Below are 16,478 nucleotides of genomic sequence, written 5' to 3'. Positions count from 1 at the left end.
GTCAGCGATAGTTCGCGAGAATGGCCTGTAGCTCGCCGTTCTCGCGAACCCTCTGCAGCTCCTCGTTGAAGGCCTGCACGAACTCCGTCCACTCCGGGCGAACCATGATCCGGAAACCATACTGGCTGATGGCAGTCTCGGAGCTGCTGAAATGTTCTGCCATGCCCTCGGTTTTCAGAATCCACTGGCCGACAAGTCGATCAGCCAGGGCGGTATCAAAGCGCTCGCCGTGCAGCAGAAACCGGAACATATCCCGGTCACGGGAGACGTCAAAACGCCGAATCTGTTCACTTTCGAAGTAGGAATCAAGAGCAGGGTACATGTAGCCCAGGTGAGTAACCACGGTTTTTCCGAACAGGTCGCTCGGGTGGTTGTACTCAAATTCGGCACCGTTTGCGAAGAAGAACACTTCTTCTACATGGACAACCGGGTTGGTGAACAGATACTGCTCGGGCTTTTCCGTCCATTCGATGGCACGGGGGGTGCCGTCCAGGAAACCGTCGGCCAGCATCTGGTCGACCCGCTTTCTTGGAATTTTCATGAACTCCAGATCGTAACCGAGGCGCGGCACGATCAGCGCGACCACGTCCCACATGATGCCGGAGGGCTTCTCACCATCCACAATCAGGTATGGGGGATAGCCGTTGGGGGATATGTTGAAACGGAAGGTCCCGGATTGGTCTTCGCCACTGTGTGCCGCCATGGACAGGCACAGGCTCGCCGTCAGGATGGCAAGGCTACGGCGTGAAAAAAGCGATGCTCTGGACAATAGATCTTTCATTCAAAGAAACTCAGGTTGTTGCAGGCCACTGCGGTATATCGATCAAACTTACCCGGCCAACTCCCTGCCAGAACCTTGCTAAATAGTAACGACTTCCTACTATAAATCAATTATTGTGAATCTGGCTTTAGGCTAACCCATCGAACGATGGGTTAGCCCAGCTAACTCTGCGATCAGGCCCAGGCGCGCCGCAGCACGGCAAGGGCGTCTTCCTTGGTGACTTCCCGCGGGTTGAACATGATGGAGCCGTCATCCAGCGCCATTTCGGCGATGGCCTCCAGCTGACTCTCCAGCACCTTGCCGGTTTCCTTCAGGGTACGGGGCAGCTCACAGCGTTTATGCAGTGCGTCCCTGAGCTTGCGGATGGCAGAAATGCTGGCCTCGGCACGGCGGGCTGCAGGGGTTGCCGAGTATACTTCCGGTCCTTCCAGGTAGAGCAGCAGTTCGCCCAGGGGTTCACGGATGCTTTCAATATTGAATTCGAGCACATACGGCAGGTACAGGCTCATGCACAGGCCATGGGGCAGGTGGCAGATCGCGCCGGTTGCGTGGCCCAGGGAGTGTACCAGCCCAACCATGGAGTTGGAGAAGGCAATGCCGGCCATGGTAGAGGCCTGGGCCAGTTCAAGCCGCCCGTTCTCGTCTTTGGGGTTGTCCATCACCGCCAGAAGTGACTGGCTCACCTTTTTGATGGCAGCCGTGGCGTAGGCATCGCTCAGCGGATTCTTGGCCATGCAGGTAAACGCTTCCACCGCGTGAGTCATGGCATCCATGGCGGTTGCGGCGGTGATATGGGGAGGCAGGGTCAGCGTCATCCGTGGGTCGATGATCGCCGCATTCGGCAACAGGAACGATGAGGTGAACGGCAGCTTCGCGCCTTTTTTCTCATCGGTAATCACGGCAACGGATGTGACTTCAGAGCCCGTTCCGGCTGTGGTTGGTACCACGAAGAAGGGCTTCAGGGGATGCTTCAGAATACCTGCGCCACTGTACTTGGCGATGTCATCGCCACCTTCGGAAACCAGAATGTTGACGGCTTTGCCGGTATCAATGGCGGAACCGCCGCCCACGGCAATAATGGAATCGCACTTTTCCTTGCGGTAAACCGTGGCGATATCGCGAACCACCGTTGTGGAGGAATCCGGGGGTACGTCGTCATAAATAGAGACGACTTCCAGTCCGCTTTCTTCGCAAGCGGCAATCACAGGGTCAAGCAGGCCTGCCGCCCGAACACCCTTATCGGTAACAATCATCGGGCGCTTGGCGGCCAGGCCGGTCAATTCAAACGGAATGTGTTCCAGGGCAGCTTTGCCGGCAATCACTTTTACCGGGCAGAAGAACTCGTAGTATTTGTTGGTCATTATGCTCTCACTGTCTCGACAAAGTTGGTGGCGACTTTCAGGTAGATGCGGGCACCGCTGATCAGTTTTTCAGGCAGATGCAGGTTGGCTGGGTATTCCTTGACCGCTCGCTGTGCGACCAGCTTGGGTAGGATGAATGACTCCAGGCGGTTGAGCACACGGGTCATACGCACGGCGTAACTGACATCACCATCTACCAGCATGCGGTCGTTGGCAAAGGCCACCGAGGTCTTTTCCTGGAAGGACAGTACCAGGAACGCATGGGCCATATGCTTGAACTGAATGGAAAGGTCCACCGGCCGGGGAGCGCTGTCGCCGTGGAAATGCAGTTTGCCATCTCCGGTGTGCTCAACGATCAGCTTGGGGCCATTGGGCATCACCTGCATCTCGAACAGAAATCCTTCGGGCAGGGCGCGAGTTTCGTTCCGGGTTTGTTCGTCTACTTCGCTGATTGCCTGCAGGGCCCGGCCCATTACCTGGAACATCAGTTCCACATAGGACCGCCTTGCGTGGGAAATCATCGGTTGAAGTCGCTTTACGAGCATGATCGCCATCCGATTGTTGTTTGTTTGACTGATTTTTAGAGTTATTGCTCTAAATGTCAATGCAATCTGTGACGGCTTTTTTGCGTCAGCGTGGCAAATGCTTTAGCCATAAAAAAACCGGGAGCGTTAAGCCCCCGGTTTTTATCCCCGCCACGTGTTTGCTATTGGGACAGATCGGCTAGTTTTCTTTTGGCTTCCTCGCCCACATCGCCGCCGGCTTCGGCGGCTTTCGAGTAATGGCCAATGGCGTCATTCCGACGGTTCTGACGGCTGGCAATATCGCCAAGCCGCAGATAGGCAATGGAGGTAGGCACCACCTGATTGGCCCGCTCAAGGTGCCCACGGGCTTTGTCCAGATTATTCATGGCCAGTGAGTTCAGGCCGTTGTAGAGCTGGTACTGGAACATCTCCGGGTATAGCGACACCGCCTTGTCGAAATCCGCCTGGGCTTTCTCTGTTTGCTTCTGTTCTTTGTAGATCCGCCCCCTGAGGGCGAAGAACATGGCCTCGCGCGGTTCCAGCTCGATCGCCTTGTTGATGGAATCAAGGGCGGCTTTCATATCACCTTTGGATGCCAGTTCCATGGCTTTATCGTGGGCGTCATAGGCGGGTTGGAGTTCTTTCAGCAGGGCAATGCGCCGTTGGTAAATGTCGCGGCCCCGGAAGCCACCGGTTCCCAGCTCTGAGGCCAGGGCCTGGTTCTCCCGAACCCGCCTGGCTGAAGGCGGGTGGGTGGCGAACATGCCGTCCAGCCAACTTGTCTGCCTGCCCTGGGATAATTCCAGAAACAGCTCTTGCAGCTCAACCGCTGCCTGAGGGTCGTAACCGGCGGCTTTCATGTAACGAATGCCGTAGTGGTCGGATTCCAGCTCATCACCCTGGCTGTACTGTGCGAGAGCCAGCTGGGCGCCCACGGCCGCGCCGCCCATAATCAGCCCGGCCCACTCGTTATCAGACAGCGCAAAACCAAGGCCGGCGACGCCAGCGCTGATCAGCATGCCCTGTTGCATGCGTTGCACGCTGTGCCGCGCCGCAGCGTGGACAATCTCATGCCCCATCACAGCGGCTAACTGGGCCTCATCCTCAAACTTGACCAGCAGGCCCCGGTTGATGGCGATCTTGCCCCCCGGCAAGGCCCAGGCATTGGGTACGCTGCTATTGAGTACCACAAACTCGTACGGCAAATCGGGGCGATCACTAACCCGAGCCAGCTTCATGCCGACTTCGCGAACATAGACTGTCAATTCCGGGTCCAGATAAAACTGCCCACCCTGGGTTTGCTGGGTTGGGGTGTAGTGCTCGGCCCCGAGCGCCAATTCCTGGCTTTCAGGGATCAAAGACAGCTGCTTTTTGCCGGTGACCGGGTTTACGGCACAGCCCGCGATGGCAAGAAACATCACCGAGAGTAACGTCAGTCTCAGAATTTGTCCGGGGTTCACATCCGACTCCTTTGGGCGACCGGTTCCGTGGACGCGCAATTGTTGATTTGGGTGTTTCATTATATAGCACAGTACGACCGGTGTTTTAGTGTCAGACCACCCGGGTTGTGGCCGGTTCATGCACCTTCGCGTATCATTGTCACGCAACCTCTCTGCCATATACGTTACAACGGATCGACAACCACGCATGGGCTATTACCTGGAACTCATTGCTTTGTTCTGGTTTCTGGTGTGCTGGGTAGGCTACACCTGGTATTCCCGAAATCGGGCAAGTACTCGCGCCTGCCTCTCAAACACGCTGGATATGTACCGCGAAGACTGGATGCGGGTAATGCTCAAGCGGGAGAACCGGATATCGGACGCTTCCGTGGTCGGTAATCTTGAGCGCAATGGTGCCTTCTTCGCATCCAGCTGCCTGCTGATACTGGCTGGTATCATCACCGCCCTTGGGTACACCCGAGAAGCTATGGAAGTGTTCGCCACCATGCCTTTCAGCCCTGTGCCCACCCGGGAAATCTGGGAGCTTCGACTGGTGGTATTGCTGGTGGTGTTCGTTTATGCCTTCTTCAAGTTCACCTGGTCCATGCGCATGTACAACTTTGTGGCGGTGATGATAGGCAGCGCGCCCCTACCGGACGACACCAAAACCAGCCCCGCCGCCCGGGAGGCCTTTGCCCGCAGTGCCGGCAACATCTGCAACCTGGCAGGGGACGCGTTTAACCTTGGGTTGCGGTCCTATTATTACGCCCTGGCCGTGGTGGCCTGGTTTATCCATCCCATGGTGTTTATCGCGGCTTCTACCCTGGTGGTTGTCGTACTCTACCGTCGGGAATTCCAGTCTGATGCGTTGGCTGCCCTGCGTGCCGGGAAAGTGTTCGAAGAACCCGTGCCTGGTAAGCAGGCTGCAGAAACCACTCCGAAAAGCTGAATTGCAGGACATCCCTGAATGAACGATGAAACCCGAATTAACCGGGTTAACCGGTTTGTGAACACCCTCAACCAGGCCTGTGAACTGGGCCTGAGTGCAAAGGAAGCGGGCGAGGGTTACCTGGTCATGGAACTGCCGTACAGCGACAAGATCATTGGTAACCCGGACACCGGCGTGATTCATGGTGGTGCCATTACCACCCTTATGGACACCGCCTCCGGGTCGGTCATGATCTGCGCCCTGGAAGACTTCGAACTTTGCCCGACCCTGGATTTGCGGGTGGACTACATGCGCCCGGCCGAACCCCACAAACCTGTCTACGCCCGGGCCGAGACCTACAAGATCACCAAGAATATCATCTTTACCCGCTGCGAGGCCTATCAGTACGGCGGTGAAACCATTGCCAACTGTGTTGGCACGTTCATGAGAATCGGCAAAGAAGCCACCCCGAAATCCTACCGAGACCTGATCACCGGAGGCGAGGAATGACCGACCCGGAAATCCTCAAATACACCCAACAAACCGGCGACTTCTCCCGCATGCTGGAGAGCATTCCCTACGCCACCTGGATTGGTTTGCAATGCGACCGCTTTGGAGACGACCTGATTTTCCGGTTGCCAAAGAAAGAAGAGAACCTGGGCAATCCGATTTTGCCGGCGATTCACGGCGGTGTGATTGGTGGCTTCATGGAAATGTCGGCAGCGATCTACCTGATCATGTCCCAGGACACACTGCGGATGCCGAGAATTGTCGACTTTTCCCTGGATTACCTGCGTGCGGGTCTTAACCGCGAAACCTACGCAGAATGCCGCCTGACCCGCCAGGGCAACCGGGTTGCCAATGTGATGATCTCGGCCTGGCAAAAGTCCCGTTCCCAACCCATCGCCACGGCCCGGGCCCACTTCCTGCTCGAAGACTGATTTGGTTTTGACTGGGGTTGAAATGCCCCGGCTGACCCCCCATCTCTGGTTCAAGAAATTTCAGCATTGGTGCAGGCAAGCGGGTGGGGATGGCTTTCCGAAACACGCCTCGAGACGTCCCTGTGCGGCTCGGGCTCCGCCCCGCAGGGCTTATTGCTCCTGCGGCGCACTGCGGGTCCTGGGCTGGCCGTCCATGGCCAGCCCGTGAAGAGCTTTCGCTCTTCACCCATGGCTCCGCACGGTTCCGGAAAGCCATCCCCACCCGCTCGCCCAGACATTGTGCTTTCACTGGCCTAACTCAAAAGTCGGGTGGGCTGGGCCGGTAGGTTCTTCCAAAACCTTGCGGAGCCATGGATGGCGGAGCAGAGCGTACATGGACGTATTCACAGCGTGTTTTGGAAGAACCTACCGGCCCAGGCCGCTCCACAAAAGTTAAAACCCGAGCAGGAGAAAAACACAGCCATGACGGTAGAAACAAACAAAGAGACCCTGGGATTCCAGACCGAAGTAAAGCAACTGCTTCACCTGATGATCCACTCTCTGTACTCGAACAAGGAAATCTTCCTTCGTGAGCTCATATCCAACGCCTCAGACGCCGAAGACAAGCTCCGCTTCGCCGCCCTGAAAGACGACAAACTCTACGAAGGCGACTCCGAACTCAAAATCCGCCTGGACTACGACAAAGACGCCGGCACCATCACCATCGCCGACAACGGCATCGGCATGAACCGCGACGATGTGATTGCCAACCTGGGCACCATCGCCAAGTCCGGCACCGCCGAGTTCCTCAAGCAGCTGTCTGGCGACGAGAAAAAAGACAGCAAGCTGATCGGTCAGTTCGGTGTTGGTTTCTACTCCGCGTTCATCGTGGCGGACAAAGTGGAAGTGTTCACCCGCAAGGCGGGCGAGCCTGCCGACAACGGCGTGCACTGGGAATCCAAGGGCGATGGCGAGTTCACCATCGAGCCGGTGACCCGCGAGCAGCGTGGAACCGAGATTGTTCTGCACCTGAAATCCGACGCCAAGGAATTCGCCGATGGCTGGAAGCTGCGCAGCCTGGTCAAGAAGTACTCCGATCACATCTCCTTCCCGGTAGTAATGAAGTCTGAATCCGAGGAAGAGGACAAGAAGGGCGAAGAAGAGACGGTTAACGATGCCACCGCCCTGTGGACCTTGCCCCGTACCGAGATCACAGACGAAGAGTACAAGGAGTTCTACAAACACATCGCCCACGACTTCGAAGACCCGCTGACCTGGTCCCACAACAAGGTGGAAGGCAAGCTGGACTACACCAGCCTGCTGTATATCCCCAAGCGTGCGCCGTTCGATCTGTACAACCGGGAAGCGCCCCGTGGTCTGAAGCTGTACGTGCAGCGTGTGTTCATCATGGACGACGCCGAGCAGTTCCTGCCGCTGTACCTGCGCTTCACCAAGGGTGTGATCGATTCCAACGATCTGTCCCTGAACGTGTCACGGGAGATTCTGCAGAATGACAGTACTGTAGAAAGCATCCGTACAGCGCTGACCAAGCGGGTACTGGATATGCTGTCCAAGCTGGCCAAGAAAGGCGGCGACGAATACCAGGGCTTCTGGGACGAATTTGGTACCGTTCTGAAAGAAGGCCCGGCAGAAGACTTCAGCAACCGCGAGAAAATCGCCGGCCTGCTGCGCTTCGCGTCCACCCATACCGGTGAAGCCACCCAGAATGTGTCCCTGGATGATTACATCAGCCGGATGAAAGACGGTCAGAGCAAGATCTACTACATCACCGGCGACAACTTTGCCGCCGCCAAGAGCAGCCCGCACCTGGAAGTATTCCGCAAGAAGGGCATCGAGGTGCTCATCCTGTCTGATCGTATCGATGAGTGGATGATGGGTTACCTGAACGAATACGAGGGCAAGCAGTTCCAGGATGTTGCACGTGGTGACCTGGACCTGGGCGAGGTAGAAACCGAGGAAGACAAGAAGCACCAGGAAGAAGCCGCCAAGGAACACAAGGATCTGCTGGAGCGAATCAAGGCCGCCTTGGAAGACCAGGTACAGGAAGTGCGGGTAACCAACCGCCTGACCGATTCGCCGGCGTGCCTGGTGGTGGGCCAGTTCGATATGGGTGCCCAGATGAAGAAGATCATGGAAGCCGCCGGCCAGAAGGTGCCGGAGAGCAAGCCGATCTTCGAAATCAATGTGGACCATCCGCTGGTACAGCGGCTGGAAACCGAGCAGGGTGAAGAGCGCTTCAAGGAATTGTCTGCCGTGCTGTTCGACCAGGCCACCCTGGCCAGTGGCGAGCAACTGAAAGACCCCGGCGCCTATGTCAGCCGCCTGAACCGTCTGCTGCTGGAGCTGGCTAACTGAGCCGGCCCTGACCATGCAGCAGATTATTGTGGATATCAGCATCAGTCCTGATGAGTGGATCAAACTCTATCAGGGCGTTGCCACCGATGTTCGCACCACGGCCCGGGACGGACGCTCTGTCCGTTTCCCGGCCCGTATCCTTTCTCGTTTCTTCCTTAAAGACGGCATTCAGGGCAGTTTCCGCATTCTGTTTGACAATCAGGGCAAATTTGCCTCGATCGAGCGTTTGTAACGCCCGCCTTCAAGGCTGACCTTCCTGCGCCTTTATCGATAAAGAAAACCTTTCAAAAGTATATTTTTAATTAATTGTCTGTTGGTCGCTCCCCCGCGATAAGGTGAGGGTGTTCTCGCAATCAAGGAGTTGCGCCATGTCAGTGTCAAACGAATTTGCATCGGTAGCATGGAAGGACTTGCTCGGGATTCTGGTGGACTACTATCAGGATTACGCAATCGCCCAGTGATCGTTCTGTCGCTTTGCCCGGGCTGCGGGAAGTCCATAGGGATTCACTATACAGGCGGTAGTAAACATTCAAGCAGCGGCCTGTGAATGATCTATATTTAGTGATGCCCTTGATCGTGAAAAGTTTTTTTACCAATGACGCAGAAACAGGAGAATACGATGTCTGAGAATAATAGTGGTGGTAAGTGCCCGGTCATGCACGGGTCCAATACGCAGGAGCAGGGCAATGTGGCGGCCTGGTGGCCGGAGAACCTGAATCTGGACATCCTGCACCAGCACGACAGCAAGACAAACCCGATGGGCGACGACTTCGACTACCGCGAAGAAGTCAAAAAACTCGATTACGAAGCGCTCGAAAAGGACATGCACGAGCTGATGACCAACAGCCAGGATTGGTGGCCGGCAGATTGGGGTCACTATGGCGGCCTGATGATTCGTATGGCGTGGCATGCGGCAGGCACCTACCGGTTGGCCGACGGCCGTGGTGGCGGTGGCACCGGCAACCAGCGTTTTGCTCCTCTGAATTCCTGGCCCGATAACGGCAACCTTGATAAGGCTCGCCGCCTGCTGTGGCCGATCAAGAAGAAGTATGGCAACAAGGTAAGCTGGGCCGACCTGTTTATTCTTGCCGGTAACATTGCCTATGAGTCCATGGGCTTCAAAACCTTTGGCTTCTCCTACGGCCGTCAGGACATTTGGCACCCCGAGAAAGACATCTACTGGGGCGCCGAAAAAGAGTGGCTGGCGCCGTCCGACAGCCGCTACGAAGACGTAGACAAGCCAAGCACAATGGAAAACCCGCTGGCCGCGGTTCAAATGGGCTTGATTTACGTGAACCCGGAGGGGGTAAACGGCAATCCCGATCCTCTCAAGACCGGCGAGCAGGTTCGCGAAACCTTCGCCCGTATGGCCATGAACGACGAAGAAACCGCTGCACTGACCGCCGGTGGCCACACCGTGGGTAAAGCGCACGGTAACGGCGACGCTGGTGCGCTTGGGCCAGAGCCGGAAGCCGCAGACGTAGAGAATCAGGGCTTCGGCTGGATCAACCCCAACATGCAGGGCAAGGCCACCAATGCCATTACTTCCGGCATCGAGGGCGCCTGGACCACCAACCCGACCAAATTCGACATGGGTTATTTCGACCTGCTGTTCGGTTACGACTGGCAGTTGACCAAGAGCCCGGCTGGCGCAAACCAGTGGGAGCCGGTCGACATCAAAGAAGAGCATATGCCGGTTGACCCGACCGACATGAAGACCCGCGTCAAGCCGATGATGACCGACGCCGACATGGCCATGAAAATGGACCCGAAGTACCGCGCCATCTGTGAGAAGTTCATGGCAGATCCGGAGTACTTCAAAGACTGCTTCGCCCGTGCCTGGTTCAAGCTGACACACCGGGATATGGGGCCGAAGTCCCGTTACATCGGCCCTGACGTTCCCGCTGAAGACCTGATCTGGCAGGACCCGGTTCCCCAAGGCGAGACCAACTACATTGAGGAAGTGGTCAAAGAGAAAATCGCTGACGCTGGCCTGAGCCTGAACGAGCTGATCACCACGGCCTGGGACAGCGCACGCACCTTCCGTGGCTCAGACATGCGCGGCGGTGCCAATGGTGCCCGCATCCGCCTGGCCCCTCAGAAAGACTGGGAAGGCAATGAGCCGCAGCGCCTGGCCAAGGTATTGAAGGTTTATGAGAAAGTCTCAGCCGACACCGGCGCGAGCATCGCTGATGTCATCGTACTGGGCGGTAACCTGGGCATCGAGATGGCGGCCAAGGCCGCTGGCCATGATGTACACGTGCCGTTCCTGAAAGGCCGTGGCGATGCCACCGACGAGATGACCGATGCAGCATCGTTCGAGCCGCTGGAGCCGCTGGCGGATGGCTTCCGTAACTGGCAGAAGAAAGACTATGTGGTCAAACCGGAAGAGATGCTTCTGGACCGCGCCCAGCTGATGGGCCTGACTGCGCCGGAGATGACGGTTCTGCTGGGCGGTATGCGGGTGCTGGGTACCAACTACGGTGGCACCAAGCACGGCGTGTTCACAGATCGCGTTGGCCAGCTGACCAACGACTTCTTCGTGAACCTGACCGACATGGCCAACCGTTGGGAGCCGACAGGCAAGAACTCCTACAACATTGTGGACCGCAAGAGCGGCAACACCAAGTTTACCGCGACCCGTGTTGACCTGGTGTTCGGTTCCAACTCCATCCTGCGTGCCTACTCAGAGCTGTACGCCCAGGACGACAACGAAGCCAAGTTCGTGAAAGACTTCGTAGCCGCCTGGACCAAGGTAATGAACGCAGACCGCTTCGACGTTAAGAAGTAAGCCGCAGTAACCAGCCGGGCATCCTGTTTCGGGATGCCCGGCTACCTATTTGCCCCCGAATTCCTTACAATCCGCTCCGCCTGATTTTTGATCAGCCGTCTTTGATCTTTTCTTTTCAGTATCTGGAGCTTTCATGCGAATCATCCTTGCCCCGATGGAAGGGCTGGTCGACGCACCCATCCGCGAAACCCTGACCAAGGTCGGCGGGATTGACCGGTGCGTAACCGAATTCATTCGCGTGACCCACGGCATGCTGCCGCCCCGGATTTTCTACAAGTACGCCCCGGAACTTTATAACAACGCGCTGACCGAAGTGGGCACGCCCGTGGCCGTGCAGTTGCTGGGTTCAAACGCTGAAATGATGGGCCGCCACGGTGCCAAGGCCGCTGAACTGGGAGCAAGGCAGGTGGATATCAATTTTGGCTGCCCAGCCAAAACCGTCAACAAGCATAAAGGTGGTTGCGTGCTGATGCGGGAGCCAGAGTTGATGTATGACATCACCGCGGCCGTGCGCAAAGCAGTGCCTGCCAATATTCCTGTAACCGCCAAGATGCGTCTGGGCTACGACGACCGCTCCATGGGTGTGGCCTGTGGCCAGGCACTGGAAGCCGCCGGAGCATCGGAGATCGTGATCCACGCCCGCAGTAAAGTGGATGGCTACAAACCGCCCGCCTACTGGGAAGAGATTGCCAAAGTGCGCGAAGCGGTCCAAAGCCATGTCATTGCCAACGGCGAAATCTGGACCGTGGAAGACTACTGGCGCTGCCGCAAAGTCTCTGGCTGTGATGACGTGATGATTGGCCGTGGCCTGATTGCCCGACCAGACCTGGCGGCGCAGATCAAAGCCTCGCAGCAAGGTGACTCCATAGAACCCATGACCTGGCCGGAAGCGATGGGCCTTGTGCGGGAATATGCCGCAGCCCTGCAAACCCGCCTGGAAGACAAATACGTGACCGGTCGCATCAAGCAATGGCTCAATTACCTGCGCCAGGGCTTTGCCGAAGCCGAGGCGCTTTGGCCCCAGGCTCGGAAGCTCCGGGACGTGGCGCCCATGCTGGCTTGCCTGGGCCAGCCGGTTGACTTGCCTACCCAGCGCACCAACGCTGCCTGACTCATCCCTTGTGCTTTCCCCTCGACTACACTGGTACGAATCGGTGTAGTTGTCGTAAATCTTTTCGGTTTTGAAAAACGAGAGGGATGGCACGATGAAAACAATGAAACGCCAGATAGCCCTTGGCCCGGACGACCCACGCCTGGGTAATATCGACATTATCCTGGTGTCCCACATGCATGGGGACCACGTGGGCGACCAGCGAATCGACAAAACCAATCAAGGGAGCTGTGGCAACCCGGAGACCTCGGTTTCCAGCTTGCCCCAGTCCAATACCGTTGATATCGCCTTGAAAAAGAATTCAACCATCGTCACTGGCAGTGAGATGCCCGCGTTCTTTGCCGCCAAGCTGAAAGAGGGCGGCGGTGATCCCGGTAAGTCACTTCTGGTTCGTTTTGGCGGGAGTCGGGATGTGGGTGGCGTCTCCATTACCACGGTTCCGGCCGTGCACAGCAACGGTGTTTCGCCGTCGTTTCTGACCGGCCCGCTGGCGGATTACCTGGCCGCTGCCGGGGTCAGTGCCAGTGTTGGGCCACCAACTGGCTATGTGCTGACATTCTCTAACGGGCTCGTCGTATACCTGTCTGGCGACACCGGCATTACTGCAGAGCAGAAGCTTGTGGTGAAGGAGCACTACGGCGCGCAACTGGTGGTTATGAACATTGGTGATACCTTCACCACCGGGCCCACGGAAGCTGCCTATGTGATCAACGACCTGATCAGCCCGGCTGCGGTGATCGCCTCGCACGCCAATGAAGCCGCTACGGAGAACGGCAAGGTGGTAGCCGGCACGCGCACGGCCCGGTTCACCGAACTGGTGTCTGCGGCCGTACACGTGCCCCTTAGTGGCCGGACCATGGCATTCAATGGTGCGGCCGGTTGCATCAGCGGCTGTAATTGAGGCGCTTTAGTCAGAGCTCTCCAGCTCTGGAGAGTAACTGCCGGAACGGGCCAGGCCATTAAGCCTGGCCCGTTTTTTCATGGCCGCCTGGGCTTTGTCTGCATTGTCCAGTTTGCCGGCCCAGGCTTTCTGGGCTGGTTCCTGTAGGGCCCGGCCGTAGGAAAAGCTAAGCTCCCAGGGGTGATAACCCATGCTGTTCAGGGCGTTCAGGTTTTCGGTGGATTCCTCCGGGGTTTGGCCACCGGACAGGAAGAATATGCCCGGTACAGCCGCCGGCACCACCCTCCGGAACACGCTCAGGGTCGCTTCGGCAACCTGTTCCGGGCTGGCTTTGCCCGTTTCTTTGCCTGGTGTCACCATACTGGGTTTCAGCACCATGGTTTCCAGGTCCACCCGGTGGCGGTGCAGTGCCTTGAACACTTCCAGCAACACATCTTCACTGACTTCTGCCGCGCGTTCGATGCTGTGGTTGCCATCGATCAGAACCTCCGGTTCCACAATGGGCACTATGCCCATGGACTGGCATACGGCGGCGTAGCGGGCCAGCACCTCGGCATTGGATTTGATCGCCTGGAACGAGGGTAGGGTGTCGGAGATATGGAACACATCCCGCCACTTGGCAAAGCGCGCGCCCATGGATTTGTAGTGCTCGAGGCGCGTGCCAAGGCCATCCAGCCCGTAGGTGATTTCATCGCCCGGGGCGTTTACCAGCGGGCCTTTACCCTGGTCCACCTTGATGCCAGGAACAATGCCCTGGCTGGCCAGCAGCTTGGGGATGGCCACATCGTCCAGGCTCAGTTGCTCCAGCGTTTCTTCGTACAGAATAACGCCACTTACGTGCGCTCCAAGCCTTGGTGTGGAAAAGATGATGCTGCGGTATTCGCGCCGGGTGGCTTCCGTGGATTCAACGCCCACCGCCTTGAACCGCTTGGCAATGGTTGGGGCGCTCTCATCTGCCGCGAGAATACCTTTGCCCGGCTGGACCAGGTCGGCAATGGTGGCTAACAGCTCCTGTTTAACGCTCATGGCTCCTCCTTGGTTGCTGATTCTGCAGTGGTCGAGATGTATTCAGTGTAGTCTCAAAAAGCCCGGCTGTTATTTGATCTGGGCTAAGGCGGGAACGCATCGCAGCTTCTAGACTTAAGGCATAACAAGATCATACTGGAGCCCGCCATGAAAACCGTCGTCAGCGTCAGCCAGGGATCGTCTGAGTACGACTATGAGCTGGAAACCGAATTTCTGGGCCATACGTTTCGCGTGGTGCGAGTGGGCACCGATGGCAATCTTGATCGGGCCGAGGCTGTTCTCGATTCGATTCGCGCACAGGCTGATGCCATTGGCCTGAGCATGATTCACGACCACTACCAGGTGGGCCGTGAGCAGCTTGAACACCCGGATACCGCCAGGCTGGAAGCCTGCGTGCCAGACAAACCGATCACCACCGGGGCGGGATTGCGGGGCATCCTCCAGGAGTGGGCGGTTCGCCATACCCAGACAGAGCTGGGCCACTTTTTCGATAACGCCCGGGTGTTGTTCCTCAATGGCCAGGCCGGATTCCGCATTGCCAGGGCCTTGTCTGAGCATACCGACAATCTGTTCTTCGCCGATCCATACCTGGACTTTGGCGTGCCCCGGCTACTCAATTCGCTGAACCAGCTCGAAGCCTATACCAAGCTCACGGCCCCGGTGATGTTCAGCCCCAACGCCGTCAGGGTTATAGAACGATTGCACCGAAGCCCCCTGTACCGCATGGGGGAGAAGCTGATCAGCGGCTCGTTGCATGAGGCGGTAAAAGACTGCCATGTGATCGTTGGTGCTATGGGAGATCTTGAAGTGTTTTCCGAGAAGGAACTGGATGGCAAAACTGTGATTACCTCCAGAGTCACCGCATCCGCCCTGGACTGGTTCCGCTCCCGGCGCGTGGCCATGGTGGTGGATTACAGCCCCTGGCTGGAAGGTCGCCCCGTGGGGGTCAACATGATGGAGGCCATGATCAGCGCGGCTCTGTCTCGCACACCGGAGCAACTGGGTGCGGACGATTTCCTGGACGTGATTGAACAGTTGGGGGTAGAGCCCCGCATCCTGTACCCGAACGGCTACCGTCGGATCAACCGCTTTGCCTTTGTGATTCACCCGTTGTCGCAGCAATACCTGACCAAAACCCCGCCCCTGGATTGGGTAGCGAGCGTGTCGCCACCGGCGGTGATGAACCTTGTGGAAAAGGCCATTGCCTACACGCCTCCGTTTGTTTACTCCAAGGTTTCGGGCATCCAGTCGCCCACCGGCGATGAGGTGGAAGGCTGGCTGATCACCGTAGGCGGCACACCCAGGGAAATCATGGCCCACGATCCGGTATTCACCTACAGCCGATTGCTGGCGGCGGCGAATCTGGCGAAAAAGCTGGGCGCCCAGATCATGGGGCTGGGGGCGTTCACCAAGGTAGTGGGTGATGCGGGGATCACCGTGGCCAAGCGGGCACCGCTGCCGATCACTACTGGCAACAGCTACAGCGCCTCGGGCGCACTTTGGGCGGCCCACGATGCGGCAAAGAGGATTGGCCGTGTCAGCATTGGCAAGAGCGGGAAGATGGCCGGCAAAGCCATGGTTGTCGGCGCCACCGGCGCTATCGGCTCGGTCTGCGCCCGGTTGTTGGCCAAGGCCGTGGATGAAATCTACCTGGTGGCACCGGAAGCCGCCAAGTTGTTATCCCTTAAAGAAAGCATTGAACAGGAAACCCCCGGCGCCATCGTACATGTGGCCGCCACCACCAACCGTGATCTGGGTGATATGGACATGGTGGTCACTGCCACCTCCGGTGCCGGTAAACGTATTCTGGACATTATGCAGGTGAAACCCGGCTGCGTGATCACAGACGTGGCCAGGCCCCTGGATATCCCGGCGGAAGACGTCGCCAAGCGGCCCGATGTGCTGGTGATTGAATCTGGAGAGATCAAACTGCCTGGCATCGTGAAAATGAAAGATATCGGCTTGCCCAAGGGCATTGCCTATGCCTGCCTGGCAGAAACCATCGTGCTGGCGCTGGAGGCAAGGTTCGAGAATTTCACCCTGGGCCGAAACATTGAATGGGAAAAGGTGCGGGAAATATACAAACTGGGCCTGAAACACGGCATGGAGCTTGCGGCTGTATCCGGCGTTAACGGGGTGTTTACCGAGGAAGATTTCGAGAGAGTGCGCACCTTGGCCGCCCACGCCACCGAACCGGCCTGAACCAGGTAAAGGCCTGTGAAGTGTGCGGGTAACGGTGGATTTTGGCCCACAAACACCTGCCGCCCACTCCCGGAGCAGCGTAGCCTGTTGACTACGCAATAAACGAATGGCTTCGGGA

The 16,478-nt window shown here is 57.5% G+C and carries 14 protein-coding genes; 9 read left to right on the top strand and 5 right to left on the bottom strand.

The genetic code is table 11. The annotated features are described in order from the left end of the window. Nucleotide 1 precedes the first annotated feature (1 nt). The 4 genes from ASQ50_RS02835 to ASQ50_RS02820 form a co-directional block, all read right to left on the bottom strand. Nucleotides 2-781 carry a substrate-binding periplasmic protein gene (locus ASQ50_RS02835; RefSeq protein WP_058090558.1) on the bottom strand — a complete coding sequence of 260 codons (780 nt, stop codon included), beginning with the start codon at nucleotides 779-781 and terminating at the stop codon, nucleotides 2-4. 173 nt (nucleotides 782-954) lie between these two features. Next, nucleotides 955-2,142, bottom strand: coding sequence for an iron-containing alcohol dehydrogenase (locus ASQ50_RS02830; protein WP_058090559.1), 1,188 nt, complete (start codon nucleotides 2,140-2,142; stop codon nucleotides 955-957). Next, nucleotides 2,142-2,687: a hypothetical protein gene (locus ASQ50_RS02825; protein WP_058090560.1), complete on the bottom strand. Its 546-nt coding sequence runs from the start codon at nucleotides 2,685-2,687 to the stop codon at nucleotides 2,142-2,144. Before ASQ50_RS02825 ends, ASQ50_RS02830 begins: the two co-directional genes overlap by 1 nt. 161 nt (nucleotides 2,688-2,848) lie before the next feature. Next, on the bottom strand, nucleotides 2,849-4,084 hold the full coding sequence (locus ASQ50_RS02820) for a M48 family metalloprotease (protein ID WP_058090593.1): 1,236 nt from the start codon (nucleotides 4,082-4,084) through the stop codon (nucleotides 2,849-2,851). A 229-nt stretch (nucleotides 4,085-4,313) separates the two neighbouring features. Between ASQ50_RS02820 and ASQ50_RS02815 the strand changes: the two genes are divergently transcribed. From ASQ50_RS02815 to ASQ50_RS02780, 8 genes are all read left to right on the top strand, one after another. Then, entirely contained in the window at nucleotides 4,314-5,054 is a 741-nt protein-coding gene (locus ASQ50_RS02815; protein WP_058090561.1) for a DUF599 domain-containing protein, read from the top strand. 18 nt (nucleotides 5,055-5,072) lie between these two features. Further along, entirely contained in the window at nucleotides 5,073-5,543 is a 471-nt protein-coding gene (locus ASQ50_RS02810; protein WP_058090562.1) for a PaaI family thioesterase, read from the top strand. Continuing rightward, on the top strand, nucleotides 5,540-5,974 hold the full coding sequence (locus tag ASQ50_RS02805; RefSeq protein WP_058090563.1) for a PaaI family thioesterase: 435 nt from the start codon (nucleotides 5,540-5,542) through the stop codon (nucleotides 5,972-5,974). The genes ASQ50_RS02810 and ASQ50_RS02805 overlap by 4 nt, the downstream gene beginning before the upstream one ends. Before the next feature lie 462 nt (nucleotides 5,975-6,436). Next, nucleotides 6,437-8,329 carry a molecular chaperone HtpG gene (gene htpG / locus ASQ50_RS02800; protein WP_058090594.1) on the top strand — a complete coding sequence of 631 codons (1,893 nt, stop codon included), beginning with the start codon at nucleotides 6,437-6,439 and terminating at the stop codon, nucleotides 8,327-8,329. Between the two features lie 13 nt (nucleotides 8,330-8,342). After that, on the top strand, nucleotides 8,343-8,561 hold the full coding sequence (locus tag ASQ50_RS02795) for a DUF2835 domain-containing protein (RefSeq protein ID WP_058090564.1): 219 nt from the start codon (nucleotides 8,343-8,345) through the stop codon (nucleotides 8,559-8,561). Between the two features lie 387 nt (nucleotides 8,562-8,948). Further along, complete coding sequence (gene katG / locus ASQ50_RS02790; RefSeq protein WP_058090565.1) at nucleotides 8,949-11,120, top strand: catalase/peroxidase HPI; 2,172 nt, start codon at nucleotides 8,949-8,951, stop codon at nucleotides 11,118-11,120. Nucleotides 11,121-11,253: 133 nt separating this feature from the next. Then, on the top strand, nucleotides 11,254-12,231 hold the full coding sequence (locus tag ASQ50_RS02785; protein ID WP_058090566.1) for a tRNA dihydrouridine synthase: 978 nt from the start codon (nucleotides 11,254-11,256) through the stop codon (nucleotides 12,229-12,231). 94 nt (nucleotides 12,232-12,325) lie between these two features. Beyond that, a complete protein-coding gene (locus tag ASQ50_RS02780; RefSeq protein ID WP_082888431.1) occupies nucleotides 12,326-13,132 on the top strand; it encodes an MBL fold metallo-hydrolase in 807 nt (268 codons plus the stop codon). A gap of 6 nt (nucleotides 13,133-13,138) precedes the next feature. On the opposite strand, the gene ASQ50_RS02775 is transcribed toward ASQ50_RS02780, so the two are convergent. Continuing rightward, nucleotides 13,139-14,158, bottom strand: a complete 1,020-nt coding sequence (locus ASQ50_RS02775; RefSeq protein WP_058090567.1) for a class I fructose-bisphosphate aldolase — start codon at nucleotides 14,156-14,158, stop codon at nucleotides 13,139-13,141. Between the two features lie 147 nt (nucleotides 14,159-14,305). Here ASQ50_RS02775 and ASQ50_RS02770 point away from each other — a divergent pair, with 147 nt between their 5' ends. Further along, nucleotides 14,306-16,360 carry a dehydrogenase gene (locus ASQ50_RS02770; protein WP_058090568.1) on the top strand — a complete coding sequence of 685 codons (2,055 nt, stop codon included), beginning with the start codon at nucleotides 14,306-14,308 and terminating at the stop codon, nucleotides 16,358-16,360. Nucleotides 16,361-16,478 lie beyond the last annotated feature (118 nt).

The organism is Marinobacter sp. LQ44 (assembly GCF_001447155.2).
In the GTDB taxonomy this organism is placed as follows: Bacteria; Pseudomonadota; Gammaproteobacteria; order Pseudomonadales; family Oleiphilaceae; genus Marinobacter.
This window is presented reverse-complemented; position numbering and strand designations above follow the sequence as displayed.